At 74.9% G+C, this 19,179-nt stretch carries 15 protein-coding genes; 11 read left to right on the forward strand and 4 right to left on the reverse strand.

The window, feature by feature from the left end; translation table 11 throughout:
* Positions 1–9 precede the first annotated feature (9 nt).
* Positions 10–573 (reverse strand): SRPBCC family protein, encoded by a 564-nt coding sequence (locus GCU67_RS18370; RefSeq protein ID WP_211661663.1) that lies wholly within the window; start codon positions 571–573, stop codon positions 10–12.
* A gap of 182 nt (positions 574–755) precedes the next feature.
* Here GCU67_RS18370 and GCU67_RS18375 point away from each other — a divergent pair, with 182 nt between their 5' ends.
* The 4 genes from GCU67_RS18375 (at position 756) to GCU67_RS18390 (ending at position 5,470) form a co-directional block, all read left to right on the forward strand.
* Positions 756–3,056 (forward strand): putative bifunctional diguanylate cyclase/phosphodiesterase, encoded by a 2,301-nt coding sequence (locus GCU67_RS18375; RefSeq protein WP_163612803.1) that lies wholly within the window; start codon positions 756–758, stop codon positions 3,054–3,056.
* 44 nt (positions 3,057–3,100) lie between these two features.
* The gene (locus GCU67_RS18380; RefSeq protein WP_163612804.1) at positions 3,101–3,874 is read left to right on the forward strand and encodes a sulfite exporter TauE/SafE family protein; all 774 of its coding nucleotides are present in this window, start codon (positions 3,101–3,103) and stop codon (positions 3,872–3,874) included.
* Complete coding sequence (locus GCU67_RS18385; RefSeq protein WP_163612805.1) at positions 3,871–4,644, forward strand: TSUP family transporter; 774 nt, start codon at positions 3,871–3,873, stop codon at positions 4,642–4,644. Before GCU67_RS18380 ends, GCU67_RS18385 begins: the two co-directional genes overlap by 4 nt.
* A gap of 82 nt (positions 4,645–4,726) precedes the next feature.
* Positions 4,727–5,470 (forward strand): hypothetical protein, encoded by a 744-nt coding sequence (locus GCU67_RS18390; protein WP_163612806.1) that lies wholly within the window; start codon positions 4,727–4,729, stop codon positions 5,468–5,470.
* A 43-nt stretch (positions 5,471–5,513) separates the two neighbouring features.
* Here GCU67_RS18390 and GCU67_RS18395 read toward each other — a convergent pair whose 3' ends face one another.
* The 3 genes from GCU67_RS18395 to GCU67_RS18405 all read right to left on the reverse strand — a co-directional run bounded on the left by GCU67_RS18395 (position 5,514) and on the right by GCU67_RS18405 (position 9,154).
* Positions 5,514–6,209: a hypothetical protein gene (locus tag GCU67_RS18395; protein ID WP_163612807.1), complete on the reverse strand. Its 696-nt coding sequence runs from the start codon at positions 6,207–6,209 to the stop codon at positions 5,514–5,516.
* A 166-nt stretch (positions 6,210–6,375) separates the two neighbouring features.
* A complete protein-coding gene (locus GCU67_RS18400) occupies positions 6,376–8,055 on the reverse strand; it encodes an alpha-amylase family protein (RefSeq protein WP_163612808.1) in 1,680 nt (559 codons plus the stop codon).
* Positions 8,056–8,104: 49 nt separating this feature from the next.
* Positions 8,105–9,154, reverse strand: coding sequence for a TIGR03885 family FMN-dependent LLM class oxidoreductase (locus GCU67_RS18405; RefSeq protein WP_163612809.1), 1,050 nt, complete (start codon positions 9,152–9,154; stop codon positions 8,105–8,107).
* 304 nt (positions 9,155–9,458) lie between these two features.
* Between GCU67_RS18405 and GCU67_RS18410 the strand changes: the two genes are divergently transcribed.
* The 7 genes from GCU67_RS18410 (at position 9,459) to malQ (ending at position 19,113) form a co-directional block, all read left to right on the forward strand.
* Complete coding sequence (locus GCU67_RS18410) at positions 9,459–10,184, forward strand: ANTAR domain-containing protein (RefSeq protein WP_163612810.1); 726 nt, start codon at positions 9,459–9,461, stop codon at positions 10,182–10,184.
* Between the two features lie 148 nt (positions 10,185–10,332).
* A complete protein-coding gene (locus GCU67_RS18415; protein ID WP_163612811.1) occupies positions 10,333–12,018 on the forward strand; it encodes a ribonuclease J in 1,686 nt (561 codons plus the stop codon).
* A gap of 174 nt (positions 12,019–12,192) precedes the next feature.
* Complete coding sequence (hrpB, locus tag GCU67_RS18420; protein ID WP_163612812.1) at positions 12,193–14,661, forward strand: ATP-dependent helicase HrpB; 2,469 nt, start codon at positions 12,193–12,195, stop codon at positions 14,659–14,661.
* Positions 14,662–14,789: 128 nt separating this feature from the next.
* The gene (locus GCU67_RS18425; RefSeq protein WP_163612813.1) at positions 14,790–15,356 is read left to right on the forward strand and encodes a sugar O-acetyltransferase; all 567 of its coding nucleotides are present in this window, start codon (positions 14,790–14,792) and stop codon (positions 15,354–15,356) included.
* Entirely contained in the window at positions 15,353–15,937 is a 585-nt protein-coding gene (locus GCU67_RS18430) for a TetR/AcrR family transcriptional regulator (protein ID WP_211661664.1), read from the forward strand. Before GCU67_RS18425 ends, GCU67_RS18430 begins: the two co-directional genes overlap by 4 nt.
* Positions 15,934–17,142 carry an MFS transporter gene (locus tag GCU67_RS22555; RefSeq protein ID WP_163612814.1) on the forward strand — a complete coding sequence of 403 codons (1,209 nt, stop codon included), beginning with the start codon at positions 15,934–15,936 and terminating at the stop codon, positions 17,140–17,142. The genes GCU67_RS18430 and GCU67_RS22555 overlap by 4 nt, the downstream gene beginning before the upstream one ends.
* 57 nt (positions 17,143–17,199) lie before the next feature.
* A complete protein-coding gene (malQ, locus tag GCU67_RS18440; protein ID WP_338105140.1) occupies positions 17,200–19,113 on the forward strand; it encodes a 4-alpha-glucanotransferase in 1,914 nt (637 codons plus the stop codon).
* The last annotated feature ends 66 nt before the right edge of the window (positions 19,114–19,179 follow it).

Below are 19,179 nucleotides of genomic sequence, written 5' to 3' on the forward strand. Positions count from 1 at the left end.
CCGTCCTCCTCATCCCTCGCAAGCTCGGGACGAGCCTCTGGACGGGGCCGAACGGCGGAACGTCGGGCCGGGCGGCGGGGGCACCTCGAGCCCGGTGGCCCGGCGACGACGCAGCTCGAGTGCCAGGCTCTGCTCGCCGCGGGCCATCGCCCAGCGGTGGTTGGCGGCGAACGCCGGGCGCAGCAGCCAGCTCAGCCGGGCGAGCAGCGGCTTGGCCGCCGCAACCGACCAGTCGTAGGTGACCACCACCTCCGGCCCGTCGGGCACGAACGTCCAGCGGCCCGAGCCGACCAGGTCACCGGTCGCGGACAGCGCGAAGCCGGTGTCGGTCATCGTCTCGGTGATCGTCAGCGTCCAGCGCAGCGTGTAGGGCAGCCAGCCGGTGGTGGACAGCTGCACGCTGCGACCCACGCCGTCCGGCCCGCCGTCGGCGACCGGCACGACGGCGAGGTACACCGAGGGCCACCAACGGGTGAGCGAGTCCGGGTCGCTGAGCACCGCCTGCACCTCGGCCACGGTGCCGGCCACCCGCCAGGTGCTGCGGAACCGGTAGGACGGCGCGGGACGGGACACCACCCGAGCCTGCTCACCCCGGCCGCGGATGTCCACGCGGGGGCCCGGACGGGACCTGGAGCCCACGGAAGTGCCCCGACGGGGTGATCAAGACGAGATCGTCCGATGACGATGGACGTGGCATGAGGACCGACGTCGCGACCACGACGTCCCCTCCGCCAGCCCGAGGACGGTCCACCGTGATGAGCTCCCCCCGCGTCGAGACGGTGCTGCGCGCCGCCCTGCAGCGCGTGCACCCGCCCACCGAGCTGGTCGAGCACACCCGCTGGCTGTTCTGCCTGGCCAGCATCGCCGCCGTCGGGCTCACCAGCCTGACCGTGCTGTCCGGTGGCGTCACCGGCTGGTCGTTCGCGCTGGCCGCGGTCGCGGCGGCCACCTTCGTGGCGTCCTGGCTGCACCGCTACCGACGTCGCCGGGCGCCGCTGGTCGCCGACCTGGCCGACCTGCTGGCGCTGGCGGTGTTCGCCGCGGCCTGCCCCCGGCCGGTGCTCGCCCTGGGCGTCGCCTTCCCCGCCGTCTGGTACCGGGCCGTCTACGGCGACACCGGCCGCATCGTCGGCTACGGCGTGGGCGTCTGCCTCGCCCTCGTGGGCGGTCTGGAGCTGTGGTCGGCCGTCCCCGGGCACGGCGCGCAGCTGGCGGTGGCCGCCGTCGTGGGCAACCTGCCGGTGCTGCTGCTGACCGTCTTCGTCGTCCGGCACCTGGCCGTGGGGCTGTTCGAGCGGGAGCACACCCAGGCCCGCGACACCGCCCTGGCCGCCCTCGGCGGGCAGCTGCTCGGCGTCACCGACCGGACGGCGATCCTGCGGACGGCGTGGGCCACCGCCGAGGCCGTCTGCGCGGCGACCCCCGGACTGCGCACCGCGGTGCTGGCCCGCGAGGGCGACCTGCTGCGGGTGCACGGCGCGGCCGGTGAGTTCCTCCGCCCGCCCACGACGCTGCCCGGCGACCTGCTGTCCGACGACGAACCGGGTCCCCAGCGGGTCGTGCCGCCCACCGCGCTCGTGCTCAGCTCGGGTGTCCGCGGCGAGTGGCTGGGCCTGCCGATGCCGGACTCCCCCGGCGGCTACATGCTCCTCGGCGGCCACCCCACGGTGCCCCGCGACGCGGTGCTCGCCGTCCAGTCGATGCTCAACCAGGTCGCCCTCGCCCTGCGCACCAGCAGCGCCCACCGCGAGCTGCGCGCCCAGGCGCTGACCGACCGGCTCACCGGCCTGGCCAACCGCACGGCCTTCTCCACCGCGGTGGACGCCGCACTGGCCGACCCGGACTCCGAGGCCTGGGTGCTCTTCCTCGACCTCGACGACTTCAAGGTCGTCAACGACACCCTCGGCCACCTGGCCGGCGACCGGCTGCTGGCCCATCTGGGCTGCGAGCTGACCGGGACGCTGCGCGCCGAGGACCTGTGCGCCCGGCTGGGCGGCGACGAGTTCGCCGTGCTGCTCCGTGGCGCCGGCGAGGCCGAGGCCCGCCGGATCGGCCAGCGCATCGTGGAGACGATCTCCACCCCCGTCCAGCTCGGCGAGGGCCTGGCCCGGATCGGCGCCAGCGTCGGCGCGACCCGGGTGCTGCCCGGCTCCACCGAGACGCTGGTCGTGCACCAGGCCGACGTGGCCATGTACGCGGCCAAGTCCGCGGGCAAGAACCGCGTGCAGTTCTTCGACCCGGCGATGCTCCAGCTGGACGACGCCGTCGAGGCCGAGGCCGAGCTGCGCGCCGCGGTGGACGGCGGCGAGCTCGTGCTGGCCTACCAGCCGGTGGTCGCGGCCGGCGACGGGCGCTGCACCGCGGTCGAGGCGCTCGTCCGCTGGGCGCACCCCTTCCGCGGGCTGCTGGGCCCCGACCAGTTCCTGGCGCTGGCCGAGGAGACCGGCGCGATCGTGCCGCTGGGCGAGTTCGTGGTCCGCCGGGCCTGCGCCGACGCCGCCCGGTGGGCGCAGGAGGGCCACCCGGTCGCCGTCCACGTCAACGCCTCCCCCACCCAGCTGGCGCACCCGCGGTTCGTCGAGCTGGTGCGCGAGTCGCTGGCCGCCGCCGACCTGGACCCCGGGCAGCTGGTCGTCGAGGTGACCGAGACGACGGTGCTGGACTCCCCCGTGGTCGCGGCGACGCTGGACGCGCTGGTGGCCCTCGGCGTGGTCATCGCGCTCGACGACTTCGGCACCGGCTACTCGGCGCTGACCACGCTGCGCAGCCTGCCGATCGGCATCGTCAAGATCGACCGCTCCTTCGTCGCGGGGGTGCTCACCCAGGCCGCCGACCAGGCCGTGGTCGAGGCGATCGTGCAGATGGCGCACCGGCTGGGACTGGAGACCGTCGCCGAGGGCGTGGAGTCGGTCGAGCAGCAGGACGTCCTCGAACGCGTCGGCATCGGCTCGCTGCAGGGCTACCTGTACCTCCCGCCGGCGCCGGCCGAGGCGTTCAGCGCCTGGCTGGCCGACAACCGGCGCCGCTCCTCGACCGGTGAGCTCACCCCCGCCTGACCGGGGGGCACCGGGGGCTGTGACACGCTCGCGGCGATGTGGGCATGACGGTGGAGGAGATGGTCGCGGTCGCCGCCGCGGGGCTGGCGGCGGGCAGCATCAACGCCGTCGTCGGCTCCGGGACCCTGGTGACCTTCCCGGTGCTGCTGGCCGTCGGGCTGCCGCCGGTGACGGCCACGATCTCCAACTCACTCGGCCTGGTGCCCGGCAACCTCACCGGCGCGATCGGCTACCGGCGCGAGCTGGCCGGGCAGCGCGGGCTGCTGCTGCGACTGCTGCCGGCCTCGGTGCTCGGCGCGCTGACCGGGGCGTTCCTGCTGCTGCATCTGCCCGCGTCGGCGTTCGAGGCGGTCGTGCCGGGCCTGGTCGGGCTCGCCGTGGTGCTGGTCGCCGTCCAGCCGTGGCTGCAGCGCCGGCTGCGCACCCGCCCGGGCGGCGGGCCCGGCGACGTCCGGGGCGCGCGGCTGGCCGGGCTGGTCGCCGGCGCGTACGCCACCGGCACCTACGGCGGGTACTTCGCCGCCAGCCAGGGCGTGCTGCAGATCGGCATCTTCGGGCTACTGCTGCGCGAGCCACTGCAGCGGCTCAACGCGATCAAGAACGTGCTCACCCTGGGCGTCAACGCCGTCGCCGCCCTGGCCTACGTCGTGGTGGCCACCGACCGGATCGACTGGCGCGCGGCCGGGCTGGTCGCCGGCGGCTCACTCGTCGGCGGGCACCTGGGCTCGACCTACGGCCGGCGGCTGCCCGCCCCGGTGCTGCGGACGGCGATCGTCGTCCTGGGCCTGGTGGCGATCGGGGTGCTGGTCAGCCGGTGAGCGTGCTCGAGTTCGCCCTCCTCGTCCTGGCCGGGACCGGCGCCGGCCTGACCGGCAGCATCGCCGGGCTGGCCTCGCTGATCAGCTACCCGGCGCTGCTGGCCACCGGCCTGTCCCCCGTGTCGGCGAACGTGACCAACACCGTCGCCCTGGTGGCCAACGGGGTCGGCTCGGTCAGCGCCTCGGGCCCCGAGCTCGCCGGTCAGCGGAGCAGGCTGCTGCGGCTGGGCGCCGCCGGGCTGGCCGGCGGGGCGGTCGGCGCGGTCCTGCTGCTGCTCACCCCGTCGGCGGCGTTCGAGAAGGCCGTGCCCGTGCTGATCGCGGTGGCCTCGGCGGCGATCCTGGTGCAGCGCCCGGCCCGGGAGCTGGCGGCGCAGGGGGCGGCCGAACAGGCCGCCCACCCGCACCGCGACCACTGGGGCGTCGTCCTGGGCACCTTCGCCATCTCGATCTACGGCGGCTACTTCGGTGCGGCCGCCGGGGTGCTGATGCTGGCCACGTTCCTGCTGGTCCTGGGGGTCGGCGTGCCGCAGGGCAACGCGCTGAAGAACGTCGTCCTCGGCCTGGCCAACTCGGTGGCCGCGATCGGCTACGCCGTCTTCGCCGACGTGGCCTGGCTGGCGGCGCTGCCGCTGGCGATCGGCTTCCTGATCGGGGGGCGGCTGGGCCCACGGGTGGCCCGGCGGGTGCCGCAGGTGCTGCTGCGCCGGGTCATCGCGGTGGCCGGACTGGGCCTCGCGGTGCACCTGGGCCTCGACGCGTTCGGCTGACCGGGCAGAGTGGTACCCGGCCCGGTCGCACCACCGGCCGGGCCCGGCGTCCGCACGGGCGCCCCGACGACGGAGGAACGACATGATCGTGCCGGGTCCGGCAGCGCAGCGCTTCGTGGCGGAGCTCGACCAGCTCCCGCCGCCGGAGCTGCGCGGCCCCGAGATGCTCGCCGTCCGGCTGTCGCGGGCGGCGGTCGCCGCGCTGCCGGTGGACGGTGCCGGGCTGAGCATCCACGACATGGAGGGGCACCGGACGCCGATCGGCGCCAGCGACCCGGTCGCGTCCCAGGCCGAGCGGCTGCAGTTCACCCACGGCGACGGCCCCGCGCTGCGGGCGCACGACGACGGTGTGGCGATCGCCTTCGACGAGGCGGCCATCGCCCGCAACTGGCCCGAGCTGCACGAGTCGATGATCGGTCAGACCGACCTGCACGCGGTGCTGTCGGTGCCGCTGCTGCCGCCGCTGGGGCCGCTGGTGGTCCTGGACCTCTACGTGCGCGACGCCGACGCGCTGCCGGCCACCGACCGCGAGGACGTGGCGGACGTGACGATCGCGATGACCCGCGCGATGGTCGCCGCCGCACTGGGGGCCCCGGTGCAGGAGGGCCGGCGCGGCTGGTGGGACGGCCCGGACGCACTGCGCCGGGCCCGCGTGTGGCAGGCCACCGGCATGGTCAACGTCGGCTTCGACCTCGACACCGCCGACGCCCTCGCCGTGCTCAAGGCCCACGCCTTCGCCACCGGCCGCGTGGTGGACGACGTCGCCGACGACCTGGTCGCCGGTCGGATGGGCCTGGACGAGCTGTCCGTCCCCCGCCGGCACTGACCCGGCCCCCGGCCGGCGCCGTGGCGCCGGCCGGGTCGCTGGGTCAGCTGCCGCTGGTGACGTAGGCGCTGAGCAGCAGCGAGAACGCGCTGGCGGTGATCAGCAACCGCGCCGGGGTGAGCCCGTTGAGCAGACCGGCGATCATCCCGGCGTTGGCCGACCGGGCCTCGACGGCCTGGGTGCCGCGGCGCAGCAGCCGCACCTCGTCGGCCAGCAGCGTGCCGCCGGCACCGAGCAGGGCGAGCCCGAGGACGACGAACACCAGCGCCATCCGCTGGTCGAACGTGTTAGCCGACGAGGCCAGGAACGCCACCACGACCAGCCCGAGCAGCAGCCCGATCGCGGCACCGGCGACCGGCGCCCAGGGGCCCATCCGGATCATCTGGTCCGGCCGTGGCATCCGCGGGCGCGGCCGGGAGCGGGCCTCCACCGGCGTGGTCGGCTGGTGTCCCGGCGCCGGCTCGCCCACCGGCGGCTGCCCGAGCGCCGGGACCGGCTGCGAGTCGGTGGCCGCCGGGGCCGGGGCGTCGTGCTGCCGCGGCCCGACCATCGGCACGCCGGGCTGGGTCAGGTGCTCCGTCCCCGGCTCGGCCGCCACCGGCTGCGGCACCGGCTGGGCCACCGGTTGCACCACCGTCTGGGCCTCGGTCCGCTGGCCGGGGACCACGGCGGTCGCCCCGGTCTCCGGTCGTCCTTGGTCGACCCGTCCGGCCGCCACCACGTCCTGCTCGTCACTCATGTCTGTGATCACCTCGGGTCAGACGCTAGGTGGGCCCTCCGACACCACCGGGAGGTGGGCGGGTGTGGCGTGCGGGGCGGGTGTGACCCCGGCGCGGAGTCACCCTCCGTGGTCCGCCGGGGTCGCACCGTCAGAGCCGGGGCGCGCCATCGACCCGAGCGCACGGTCAGAGCAGCCGGCGGCTGTCCTCGGCGACCACCCGCAGCCAGCGGTACCCGTAGCCCTCCAGCGTCAGCTCGACCGAGCCGTCGTCGGCCAGCGGGGTGCTGCCCACGGTGAGCAGGTCCTCCAGGCGGTGGGTGGCGCCGCAGTCGGCCAGCACCAGCGGCACGGTGCGCGGCTCGGGCCCGAGGTTGTGCAGCGCGACCAGGGTGCCGTCGTCCCAGGTGGTCAGGTGCGCCAGCACCTCCGGGTGCGGCTGCCCGAGCACCTCGAAGGTGCCCCAGCCCAGCTCCGGGCACTCCCGGTAGCGGCGGACCAGCAGCTTCATGAACGACAGCAGCGAGTCCGGGTCGCGGCGCTGGTCGGCGACGTTGACGAACTCCGGGGCGAAGCCGCCCTCCACCACCGGCCCGGGGAGCTTCCCCGGTGCGGCGGTGGAGAACCCGCCGTTGCGGCCGGCGGTCCACTGCATCGGCGTGCGCACCGCCATCCGGCCGTCGGCGGCGAGGTTCTCCCCCATGCCGACCTCCTCGCCGTAGAACAGCACCGGCGTGCCGGGCAGTGAGAACATCAGGCTGTAGACCATCCGCACCCGCCGCGGGTCGCCGGCCAGCATCGGCGGCAGCCGGCGGGTGAGGCCGCGGTCGTAGACCTGCATCTCGGGGTCGGGACCGAAGGCGGCGAACACCTCGGCGCGCTCGTCGTCGGAGAGCTTGTCCAGGGTGAGCTCGTCGTGGTTGCGCACGAACATGCCCCACTGGTTGTCCGGCGACGTCGCCGGACGGGCCATCAGGGCGTCGACCAGCGGGGCGACGTCGGACCGGGCCAGCGACAGGTACATGGCCTGCATGGCGATGAAGTCGAACTGCATGGTCAGCTCGTCCCCGTCGGTGCCGCCGAAGAACTGCGCCTGCTGGTCGTGCGGCAGGTTCACCTCACCGAGCAGCACGCCGTCGCCGGACCGGCGGTCGACCAGCGCGCGCAGCGCCCGCAGGTACTCGTGCGGGTCGGGGAACCGCTCGGCCTCGGCCGGGTCGATCCCCTCGGTCTCCAGCAGGAACGGGACGGCGTCCACCCGGAAGCCGTCCAGGCCCAGCTGCAGCCAGAAGCCGATGACCTTGGCGATCTCGTCGCGGACCAGCGGGTTGGCGACGTTGAGGTCGGGCTGGGACTTGTAGAACTTGTGCAGGTACCACTCCCCCGTCTTCTCCTCCAGCTCCCAGATGCTGTCCTCCTGGTCGGGGAAGACGACCTGCGCGGAGGTGTCCGGCGGCGGGTCGGACCGCCAGACGTACCAGTCGCGGAAGGGCGAGTCCTTGGACCTCCGCGCGGCCTGGAACCAGGGGTGCTTCTCGCTGGTGTGGTTGACCACCAGGTCGGCGATGACCCGCATGCCGCGGTCCTTCGCCGTGCGGATCACCTCGACCAGGTCACCGTGGCTGCCCAGCCGCGGGTCGACACCGTAGAAGTCGGTGATGTCGTAGCCGTCGTCCCGCTCGGCGGTCGGGTAGAAGGGCATCAGCCACAGGCAGGTGACGCCCAGGTCGGCCAGGTGCTCGATGCGCTGGGCCAGGCCGGCGAGGTCGCCGATCCCGTCGCCGTTCCAGTCCATGTAGGTCTCGACGTCCAGGCAGTAGACGACGGCGTTCTTCCACCACAGGTCCGCGGTGTCGGTGATGCGCATGTCGCTCCTCTTCTCGGGGCGGGGTGGAGCGAGGTCGGGGTGGCGCGGGTCAGGGCAGGACGGCGGGCTGCGGCGTCTGGTGCGGGCGCAGCGGGTCGGCCGAGCCGGGCGGGTCGATGGCGACCGCCGGTGCGGGTGCGGTGACGTCGAGCTGGGGCAGCACGTGCTCGCCGAAGGCGTCCAGGAACAAGATCTGCTCCTTGGGCACGTGGTGCAGGTACTCCTGGTCGAAGCCGAGGTCGACGTACTCGGCGATCCAGGCCGCGTGCTGGGCCAGGTCGCTGGAGATGCGGACGGCGTCGTGCATGTCCTCGGGCCGCACGAAGGTGCTGGCCTGGTCGAAGGCGTGGGTGGTGTCGAGGTCCCAGCACAGCGGTGGCGGGAAGACGTTGCTGCGCCACTGGTCGTGGGCCAGGGCGAGCGCCCGGTCGGCGTCGGGGTCGTAGGAGACGTGCACCTGGATGGTCAGCGTGCCCTGACCGCCGGCGCCGCGGTAGGCGTCGATCACCTCGCGCAGCTTCTCGTGCGGCTGGTTGATCGTGACCAGGCCGTCGGCCCACTCGGCGTGCCGGGCCGCGGTCTTCGCGCTGACCGCCGGGGCGATGAGGGCCGGCTGCTGCTCGGGCAGGGTCCAGATCCGGGCGCGGTCGACGGTGACCAGCCCCTCGTGGCTGACCTCCTCGCCGGCCAGCAGCGCGCGGATGACGTCGACGCACTCGCGCAGCCGGGCGTCGCGGAGCTCCTTGTTGGGCCAGACGTGCCCGGTGACGTGCTCGTTCATCGCCTCGCCGGAGCCCAGCGCGACCCAGAAGCGGCCGGGGAACATCGACCCCAGCGTCGCGATCGCCTGGGCGATGATCACCGGGTGGTACCGCTGGCCGGGGGCGTTGACCGCGCCGAAGGGCAGGTTCGTGGTGGCCAGCGCCGCACCCAGCCAGGACCAGGCGAACCCGGAGTGGCCCTGCCGCTCGTTCCACGGCTCGAGGTGGTCGGAGCACATGGCGGCGGTGAAGCCCACCTGCTCGGCGTGCTGGACCGCGCGCAGCAGGTCGGCGGGGTGCACCTGCTCATGGGAGTTGTGGAAGCCGATCACCGTCATGGGGCATGCCTACCGGGCGGGGTGATCATCCGCAGGCTCTGGTGCGCCGCGCAACGAGCCGCCCGGGGCGTTGGGCGTGCTCACCCCGGGCCGATGGTGGCCAGCACCAGCCCGTTCGCGTCACCACCGACCAGACAGCGGCGGACCAGGCGGTGGAGGACCAGACCACCTGGCCCCGGTCGCCCGGCGCCGGGCCGTCGTCCACACTGGCGGTCGCAGCCCGTCGACGACGGGCCAGGTCCCACAGCGCGGCCTCCGCACCACCGGCGCGACCGCTCAGCGGTCGCGCCTGCAGAGGACGACCGTGGACATCGCAGGGCGCTTCATGGTCGAGCTCGCACGGGTGAGCACCGGTGCGACCGATCCCCGACTCCTGCCCGACCGGCTCGCCACGGCCACCGCGCGGGCCCTCGGCGTCGATGCGGTCGGCCTCACCCTGGCCGCCCAGCGGCCGACCTCGATCGGGGCCAGCGGCGAGACGGCCCAACTCGCCGAGCAGCTGCAGTTCACCGTGGGCAGCGGCCCGTGCCTGGCGACGGTGGACAGCCAGACGCCGGTCTTCGCCGTCGAGTCCCACCTGCAGCGCCGGTGGCCGTTCTACCACGACCTCCTGCACGGGCAGACCCCCTTCCGCAGCGTCGTCGCCTTCCCGATGAACGGTGGCCTCAGCCGGGTGGGCGCGATGGTCATCTACCTGACCAGCCCGGCCGGCCCGCTGGAGTTCGACGCCCTCGACGCCCAGTCCCTCGTCAGCCTGGTCTCCGAGGAGCTGGGCGCCTCCACCGCCTGGGCGGGACCCCACCAGCCGGGACTGCAGCACTGGATCGACGTCCCGGCTGCCCGGGTCCGCACCACGGTCTGGCAGGCGGTCGGCATGGTCACCGAGGGCCTGTCCCTGTCCGGCGCCGACGCACTGGCCCTGCTCCGCGCCCGCGCCTACAGCACGAGCCGACTGGTCGACGAGGTCGCCCACGACCTCGTCACCGACCACCTGTCCGTGGACGAGCTGCTCGCCGACACACCGCGCTGACCGGACGACGCAGCAGCCGGTGGAGGTGCACGGCCCGGGGCCGGACGACCACGTGGCTGCGACGACACGGGCAGCTCCTCGACGAGCCTGAGATCGTCGTTCCTGACAGCCGCACGACGCCGAACCAGTCTCACGTAGCGTGAGCGCCATGAGCCGCCCGCGTCGTGAGAACAAGCGACCCCCTGCGCTGCCCCGTGGCGCGCTCCGTGTCACCCCGTTGGGCGGGCTGGGTGAGATCGGCCGGAACATGACGGTCTTCGAGCACGCCGGCAAGCTGCTGATCGTCGACTGCGGCGTGCTGTTCCCCGAGGAGCACCAGCCCGGGATCGACGTGATCCTCCCCGACTTCACGTCGATCCGGGACCGGATGGACGACGTGGTGGCCGTGGTGCTGACGCACGGGCACGAGGACCACATCGGCGGTGTCCCGTACCTGCTGCGGGAGCGGCCGGACATCCCCGTGGTCGGGTCGAAGCTGACGTTGGCGTTCCTCGAGGCCAAGCTCAAGGAGCACCGGATCACCCCGGTGACCGAGCGGGTCGCCGAGGGCGACGAGCTGCGGATGGGCCCCTTCGACCTGGAGTTCCTGGCCGTCAACCACTCCATCCCCGACGCGCTGGCCGTGGCGATCCGCACCCCGGCCGGGCTGGTGCTGCACACCGGCGACTTCAAGATGGACCAGTTCCCGCTGGACCAGCGGATCACCGACCTGCGCGGCTTCGCCCGGCTCGGTGAGGAGGGCGTCGACCTCTTCCTCACCGACTCCACCAACGCCGACGTGCCCGGTTTCACCACCTCCGAGGGTGAGCTCACCCCGGCGATCGACACGGTCTTCCGCACCGCACCCAAGCGGGTCATCGTCTCCAGCTTCGCCAGCCACGTGCACCGCATCCAGCAGGTGCTCGACGCCGCGCACCAGCACGGCCGCAAGGTCGCCTTCGTCGGCCGGTCGATGGTGCGCAACATGGGCATCGCCCGCGACCTGGGCTACCTGCGGGTGCCCAAGGGCCTGGTCGTGGACATGAAGGTGCTGGAGAAGCTGCCCGCGGACAAGGTGTGCCTGATCTGCACCGGTTCCCAGGGCGAGCCGATGGCGGCGCTGTCCCGGATGGCCAACGGGGACCACGTCATCCGGATCTCCGAGGGCGACACCGTGCTGCTGGCCAGCTCGCTGATCCCGGGCAACGAGAACGCCATCTACCGGATCATCAACGAGTTCACCCGGATCGGCGCCAACGTGGTGCACAAGGGCAACGCCAAGGTGCACGTCTCCGGACACGCCAGCGCCGGCGAGCTCGTCTACTGCTACAACATCGTCAAGCCGCGCAACGTCCTGCCGGTCCACGGCGAGCCCCGTCACCTGCGGGCCAACGCCGAACTGGCCATCCGCACGGGCGTCGACCCCAGGGGGGTCGTCATCGCCGAGGACGGCGACGTCATCGACCTGGTCGGCGGCCGCGTCTCGGTCACCGGCACGGTGCCCGCCGCCAACGTCTACGTCGACGGCAACACCGTGGGCGGCGCGACCGAGGCCTCCCTCAAGGACCGGCGGACCCTGGCCGAGGAGGGCGTGATCACCGTCGTGGCCATCGTCGACGCCAAGACCGGGCAGCTCGCCGAGGCCCCTGACTTCCTGGCTCGCGGTTTCGTGCACGAGGCGGAGTCCTTCGACGCTGCGGTCCCGCTGATCGAGCGCGAGCTGGCCCGGGCGGCCGCAGACGGGGTCACCGACGCCGCCCGGCTGGAGGAGCTGATCGGACGCGCCGTGGCCGGCTGGGCGAACCGGGCACACCGCCGCTCGCCGATGGTCATCCCGGTGGTCATCGACGCCTGACCGGGGCCACCGCGTCCGCTGGTGCACCGCAGTCGATGCGCAGCAGCAGCCCTGCGGGTCGGGACCGGGCGACGTCCGGTCCCGACCCGCAGGTGAGACGCGGCCTGTCGCACCGATCGCTGCCTCGCCCCTGCGGCGAGGAGGACGGAGCACCGCGTCGGACAGACTGACCAGGTGCTGCCACCGACCGGGACCCCGGGGACCGACCTCCCCGTCCGCTCGGTCCTCCCCGCCCTGGACGCCGCCCTCGACCGCGGTGGCGCCGCCGTCCTGGTCGCCCCGCCGGGCACCGGCAAGACCACGCTGGTCCCTCTCGCCCTGGCCGACCGGCTGCCCGGCCGCATCCTGGTCGCCGAGCCGCGCCGGGTCGCTGCCCGCGCCGCCGCCCGCCGGATGGCCGCCCTGCTCGGTGAGCCGGTGGGCCGCTCGGTCGGCTACAGCGTGCGCGGGGACTCCCAGCACAGCGCCGCCACCCGCGTCGAGGTGGTCACCACCGGGCTGCTGGTGCGCCGGCTGCAGGCCGACCCGGAGCTGCCCGGCGTCGACGCCGTCGTGCTCGACGAGTGCCACGAGCGCGCCCTGGACACCGACCTCGCGCTGGCGTTCACCCTCGACGTCCGCGGGTCACTGCGGCCGGAGCTCGAACTGCTGGCCATGTCGGCCACCGCGCAGGCCGGCCGCCTCGCCGAGCTGATGGGGCGCGCCCCGGTCGTCGAGGCGACCGGCTCGCTGCACGACGTCGAGCCGGTGTGGTGCCCGCCCTCTCCCCCGGTCGCGCCGGCGCACGGCCTGCACGTCGACCCACGGCTGCTGGCCGCCGTCGCCGACACCGTGCGGCGGGCGCTGGCCGAGACCACCGGCGACGTGCTGGTCTTCCTGCCCGGCGCCGCCGAGATCGGCCGGGTCGCCGGTCTGCTGTCCGGTGTCGACGCCGACGTCCGGCCGCTGCACGGGCGGCTGCCCAGCGCCGAGCAGGACGCCGCGCTGACCGCGGGCCCGCGGCGTCGGGTGGTGCTGTCCACCGACGTCGCCGAGACCAGCCTGACCGTCCCCGGCGTGCGCACCGTGGTCGACGCCGGACTGGCCCGGGTCCCCCGCTACGACGTCGCCCGCGGGCTCGGCTCGCTGGTCACCGTCCGGGTGTCCCGGGCCGCGGCCACCCAGCGGGCCGGCCGCGCCGGGCGCGAGGCGCCGGGCCGGGTCTACCGGCTGTGGTCGGCCGCCGAGCACGACCGGCTGCCCGCCGCCCCCGAGCCGGAGATCGCCGTCGCCGACCTCACCGGCCTGGCACTGGAGCTGGCCTGCTGGGGCGAGCCCGACGGCACCGGCCTCGCCCTGCCCGACGCCCCGCCGGACGCCGCGTTCACCGTCGCCCGCGACACGCTGCGGCAGCTCGGCGCGGTGGACGACGCAGGCCGGGTGACCCCGCGCGGCCGGTCGCTGACCGCGGTCGGCGCGCACCCCCGGCTGGCCCGGGCACTGCTGGACGGCACGCCGCTGGTCGGCCGGCGCCGCGCGGCGGAGGTGGTCGCCCTGCTGTCGGCCGACGTCCCGTCCCGCTCCGACGACCTGGTCGCCGACTGGCGGGAGGTCCGGCGGTCCCGGGACGGGCGCTGGCGGGACGAGGTGGCCCGGCTGACCCGTGCCGCCCCGGACTCCCCCGAGACCCGGCTGCCCGACGACGTCGCCGCCGGGCTCGTGGTGGGGCTCGCCCACCCCGAGTGGCTGGCCCGCCGCCGTCCGGGCACCGAGCGCACCTACCTGCTGGCCGCCGGCACCGGCGCCGAGCTCGCCCCGGGGACCGCGCTGGCCGGTGCACCGTGGCTGGCTGTCGCCGCGGCCGACCGTGCGCCGGGACGCCGCGACGCGCGGGTCCGCACCGCGGTCGCCGTCGACGAGGCCACCGCGCTGGAGGCCGGGGCGGCCGCGCACGCCGACGGCCCGGAGGTCACCTGGCGCGACGGCGACGTGTCCGCCGCGCGGGTCGAGCGGCTGGGCGCGATCGTGCTGGCCGAGCGGCCACTGCCCGACCCCGACCCGGCCGCCGTCACCGCCGCACTCGCCGAGGGGCTGCGCCGGGAGGGCCTGGCGCTGCTGCGCTGGACGCCGGCGGCCACCGCGCTGCGCGAACGCCTGGCCGCCGCGCGCGCCGGGCTCGGCGACCCGTGGCCGGCCGTGGACGACGAGTCGCTGCTGGCCGCCCTGGGCGGCAGCCCGGCGCTGTCCGGTGCGCGCAGCCGCCGCGACCTGACGCGGGTCGACGTGGTCGCCGCGCTGCGCTCGCTGCTGCCCTGGGAGCTGGCCGGCCGGCTCGACGAGCTGGTGCCCGAGCGCGTCCAGGTGCCCACCGGCTCGGCGATCAGGGTCGACTACGGCGACCCGGACGTCCCGACCCTGTCCGCGCGCGTGCAGGAGCTGTTCGGCTGGGCCGTGGCACCGGTGGTCGCCGGCCGACCGCTGCGTCTGCAGCTGCTCTCCCCCGCCTCGCGGGTCGTCGCGACCACCGCGGACCTGGCCGGCTTCTGGGTCACCGGCTACCCGGCGGTGCGCAGCGAGCTGCGCGGCCGCTACCCGCGCCACCCCTGGCCCGAGGACCCGGCCGCCGCCAGCCCGACCCGGCGCGCCAAGCCCCGCGGCACCTGAGCGGCCACTCTCCGGCAGGTGCGGGTGTTCCCCCGCCGTCGACGGCGCCGAGTTGGGGATAACGGGAGATGGGCGATGTCGGCCAGCCGCGTGTACGGCCGTACGCATCGCTGTGTACGGTCGTACACATGCCCGACGAGCGCTCGATGCGCGACCGCATGCTGGCCGGCGACGCCTACATCGCCGACGACCCGGACATCGCCCGGGACAGCACCCGCGCCCAGGCCCTCGCCCACCGCTACAACACGATGGACCCCACGGACGGCGCGCAGCGGCGGGCCGTGCTCGAGGAGCTGCTCGGCGCCTTCGGCCCGGGCAGCGAGATCCGCGCCCCGTTCCACTGCGACTACGGCTACCAGACCACGATCGGCGCGCGGACGTTCGCCAACTTCGGGCTGGTCTGCCTCGACGTCGCCCGGGTGACGATCGGCGACGACGTGCAGATGGGCCCCGGCGTCCAGCTGCTCACCGCCACCCACCCGGTCGAGCCCGGCCCCCGCCGGGACAAGTGGGAGTCCGCCGAGCCGATCACCATCTCCGACAACGTCTGGCTCGGCGGCGGTGTCATCGTCTGCCCCGGGGTGACGATCGGTCCCAACACGGTGGTCGGCGCCGGCTCGGTCGTGACCCGTGACCTGCCCGCGGACGTCGTGGCGGTCGGCAGCCCGGCCCGCGTCGTCCGGTCGATCGGGTGACCGCCGAGCCACTGGACCGCCCGGCCCGCCGGCACGACCCCGAGCGACGGCAGCGGATCGTCGAGGCCGCCATCGGGGTGATCGCCGAGCACGGCGTCGCTGGCACCACGCACCGCCTGGTCGCCGCCGCCGCCGACGTCCCGCTGGGCTCGATGACCTACCACTTCACCGGCCTGGACGACCTGCTGGCCCAAGCCTTCGCCGTGCACGCCGAGCGGATGGCCGTGACGTACGAGGCGCACTTCGCCGACGTCCGCAGCCGGGACGACGTCGTCGAGGCCGTCACCGACCTGGTGCACGGCCACGCCGGTGCCGACGACCGCGACTGGGCGGTGTCCTACGAGCTGTACCTGGCCGCGCTGCGCGACCCGGCGCTGCGCACGGTCACCGAGACCTGGATGCGCCGCAGCCGCAGCGTGCTGGAGCAGTTCGTCGATGCCACCACCGCCCGCGGCGTCGACGGGCTCATCGAGGGCCTGGTCATGCACAAGGTCCTCTCCACCGGCCCGGTGTCCCGGGCCGAGACCCACGAGATCATCGCCCGGGCCGTCCGGCCCACCACCGAGGGAGCAGCGCAGTGACCAGCACCGACGCCCGCCGGGCACCCGGCCCGGCGCAGGTCGAGGCGGCCAAGCGCGGGGTCTACACCGCCTTCGTCGGCGCCGGTTTCGCCTTCGCCAGCTGGGCCTCCCGCATCCCCGCGGTGCGCGACCGGCTCGACCTCGACCCGGCCGCGCTGGGCCTGGTGCTGCTGGCCATCGCCGCCGGGTCGGTGATCGGCCTGCCACTGGCCGGCACCGTGATCGCCCGCCTCGGCTCGCGCCGCACCGTCGTCGTCATGTCGCTGGTGCTGGCCGCGGCCCTGGGCGTGGTCGCCGTCGGCTCGGTCACAGGAGTCGCCGTCCTGGTGGTGGGCCTGTTCGTGATGGGCCTGGCCAACGGCGCCTGGGACGTCGCGATGAACGTGCAGGGCGCCGTGGTCGAGCGCCACCTGGGCCGGGCCACGATGTCCCGCTTCCACGCCGGCTTCAGCTTCGGCACGGTCGCCGGTGCGCTGCTGGGCGCGGCGATGGTGCACCTCGGCGTGGGGGTGCCCGTGCACCTGGCCGGCGTCGCCGTGCTGATCGTCCTCGTCGTGCCGGTCTCCGTGCGCGGCTTCGTCAGCGACGTCCACGTCGACGCCGACGGCGAGCCGGCCGCGACGGGCAGCGCGCTGACCGCCTGGCGCGAGCCGCGCACCTGGCTCATCGGCGTCGTCGTGCTCGCCTTCTCCTTCGCCGAGGGCACCGCCAACGACTGGCTGGGCGTCGCGCTCATCGACGACCACGGCACGTCGGAGACCACGGGCACGCTCGGCTTCGCGCTGTTCCTGACCGCGATGACCGTGGCGCGCTGGTTCGGCGGACCCGTGCTGGACCGGTACGGCCGGGTGCAGGTCATCCGACTGCTCGCCGGGCTCGCCGTGGTCGGGCTGCTGCTGTTCGTGTTCGGCTCCCCCGTGCTGGCCTTCGTCGGCGCCCTGCTGTGGGGTGCCGGGGCCTCCCTCGGCTTCCCGACCGGGATGAGCGCCGCCGCCGACGAGCCCGCCGCGGCCGCCGCCCGGGTCAGCGTCGTGGCCTCGATCGGCTACTGCGCCTTCCTGGCCGGCCCGCCGCTGATCGGCCTGCTCGGCCAGCAGGTGACCGTGCTGCGCGCGCTCACCGTGGTCGCCGTCCTGCTGGGCATCGCCGCCCTCGTCGCCGGCGCGCTCAGGCCGCCGGCGGAGGCCACCGGCACGCCGGTGTGACGGCCCGCGCAGCCGCTCCACCGCGCAGAACACGCCCCGACCGGTGAGGATCGGGACGTGACGAGCACTGCCGATCAGCCGACGCCCACCATCGACGCCTCGACCACCGACGCATGGGGCATCGACGCCCGCTGGCTCGACGTCTCCGACACCGAGCACCTGATCGCCGAGTCGACGATCGCGCAGCTGCGGGAGGTCATCGGCGACCCGCCGGCGGACCTGCTGGACCGGGCACCGATCGTCGCCCGCCCCGGGGACGCCCTGGAGGTCGAGGCCGCCGACGTCGAGTGCGAGGACGGGACGATGCGCACCGTCGACGGAGTGCTGCCCGAGGACTTCCCGCTGGGCTACCACCGGCTGCGCACCGCCGACGGCCGCGAGCGCCGGCTGATCGTCTCCCCCGGCCGGTGCTGGCTGCCCGAGGGCTGGCGCGGCTGGGGCTGGGCCGTGCAGCTCTACGCCACCCGCGGCCGGGGCAGCTGGGGCATCGGCGACCTCGGTGACCTGCGCACCGTGACGCAGTTCGCCAAGGACCAGGGTGCCGGGTTCGTGCTGGTCAACCCGCTGCACGCGGTCGCCCCCACGCCGGAGCAGGAGGCCAGCCCGTACCTGCCGGCCACCCGCCGCTTCCGCAACCCGGTCTACCTGCGCATCGCTGACGTCCCGGGGGCTGACGCCGTCGACGTCGAGGGCGACGCCGGGCCGGCCCTGAACGACGGCGAGCTCATCGACCGTGACGCGATCTGGGCGCTCAAGCGCCGGGTGCTGCAGCGGGTCTTCGACGCCGGCATCGACGAGACCGCCCTGCGCGACTGGTGGTGGCACCAGGGCCAGCCGCTGATGGACTGGGCCACCTGGTGCGCGGTCGCCGACGCGCACGGCCCCGACTGGCACACCTGGCCCGCGGAGCTGGTCGACCCCCGTGGTGCCGGCGTGGCCGACTTCGCCGCCGCCCACGAGCGGGAGATCGCCTTCCACGCCTGGCTGCAGTGGCAGCTGGACCGCCAGCTGCGTGCGGCCACCGAGGGCATCACCGTGATCCAGGACCTGCCCATCGGCGTCGCCGGCGGCGGCGCCGACGCATGGGCCTGGCAGGACGTGCTCGCCCAGGGGGTGAGCGTCGGCGCCCCGCCGGACGCCTTCAACGCCCGCGGCCAGGACTGGGGCTCCCCGCCGCTGGTCCCCTGGCGGCTGCAGGCCGCCGACTACGAGCCGTTCATCCAGTCGATCCGGGCCACCATGGCCGGCGCCGGCGGGCTGCGGGTCGACCACGTCATGGGCCTGTTCCGGCTGTGGTGGGTGCCGTCGGACGGCGGGCCCGAGGCGGGCGCCTACGTCCGCTACCCCTACGAGGACATGCTCGACATCGTCGCGCTGGAGAGCCACCGCGCGCAGGCGATCGTGGTCGGTGAGGATCTCGGCGTCGTCGAGGACGGCGTGCGCGAGGCCATGGCCGAGCACGGGATCCTGTCCTACAAGCTGCTGTGGTTCGAGGACGACGAGCCGACGCAGTGGCCGGCGGAGTCGATGGCCGCGGTGACCACCCACGACCTGCCCACGATCCCGGGGCTGTGGACCGGGTCGGACATGGCCGAGCAGCTGGAGAACGGGACCGGCACCGCCGAGGAGCTGGAGACCGGCCGCACGTCCCTGCTGGAGCACCTGCCCGGCGTCCCGGACGGCGCCACCCCGGACGAGGCCGTGCTGGCGGCCTACCGCCGGCTGGCCGCCGCGCCCTCGACCCTGCTGTCGGCGACGCTGGACGACGCCCTGGGCGAGGAGCGCCGGCCCAACATCCCGGGCGCGAACTCCCGGCCCAACTGGTGCCTGCCGCTGCCGGTGCCCACCGAGGACCTCGCCGCCCACCCCGGCGTCCAGGCCGTGGCCCGGGTGCTCGCCGAGGGGCTGCACCCGGCGGTGCCCGCGAGCAAGCACAAGGCCAAGAAGGCGGGGAAGAGCAAGAAGAAGTGACGTCGGTGCGGGGTCCCGCGCTGCGGTGACGCCGTCCCCTCGAGCTGAGGGGACGGCGTCGGTGGG

It is taken from the genome of Modestobacter muralis (genome assembly GCF_010682105.1).
Classification (GTDB): Bacteria; Actinomycetota; Actinomycetes; order Mycobacteriales; family Geodermatophilaceae; genus Modestobacter; species Modestobacter muralis.

Coding starts and splice junctions, on each gene's coding strand:
- GCU67_RS18405 (WP_163612809.1), bottom strand. CDS start 9,154: ATGACGGTGATCGGCTTCCACAACTCCCATGAGCAGGTGCACCCCGCC.
- GCU67_RS18380 (WP_163612804.1), top strand. CDS start 3,101: ATGACGGTGGAGGAGATGGTCGCGGTCGCCGCCGCGGGGCTGGCGGCG.
- GCU67_RS18375 (WP_163612803.1), top strand. CDS start 756: ATGAGCTCCCCCCGCGTCGAGACGGTGCTGCGCGCCGCCCTGCAGCGC.
- GCU67_RS18415 (WP_163612811.1), top strand. CDS start 10,333: ATGAGCCGCCCGCGTCGTGAGAACAAGCGACCCCCTGCGCTGCCCCGT.
- GCU67_RS18425 (WP_163612813.1), top strand. CDS start 14,790: ATGCCCGACGAGCGCTCGATGCGCGACCGCATGCTGGCCGGCGACGCC.
- GCU67_RS18400 (WP_163612808.1), bottom strand. CDS start 8,055: ATGCGCATCACCGACACCGCGGACCTGTGGTGGAAGAACGCCGTCGTC.
- GCU67_RS18390 (WP_163612806.1), top strand. CDS start 4,727: ATGATCGTGCCGGGTCCGGCAGCGCAGCGCTTCGTGGCGGAGCTCGAC.
- GCU67_RS18395 (WP_163612807.1), bottom strand. CDS start 6,209: ATGAGTGACGAGCAGGACGTGGTGGCGGCCGGACGGGTCGACCAAGGA.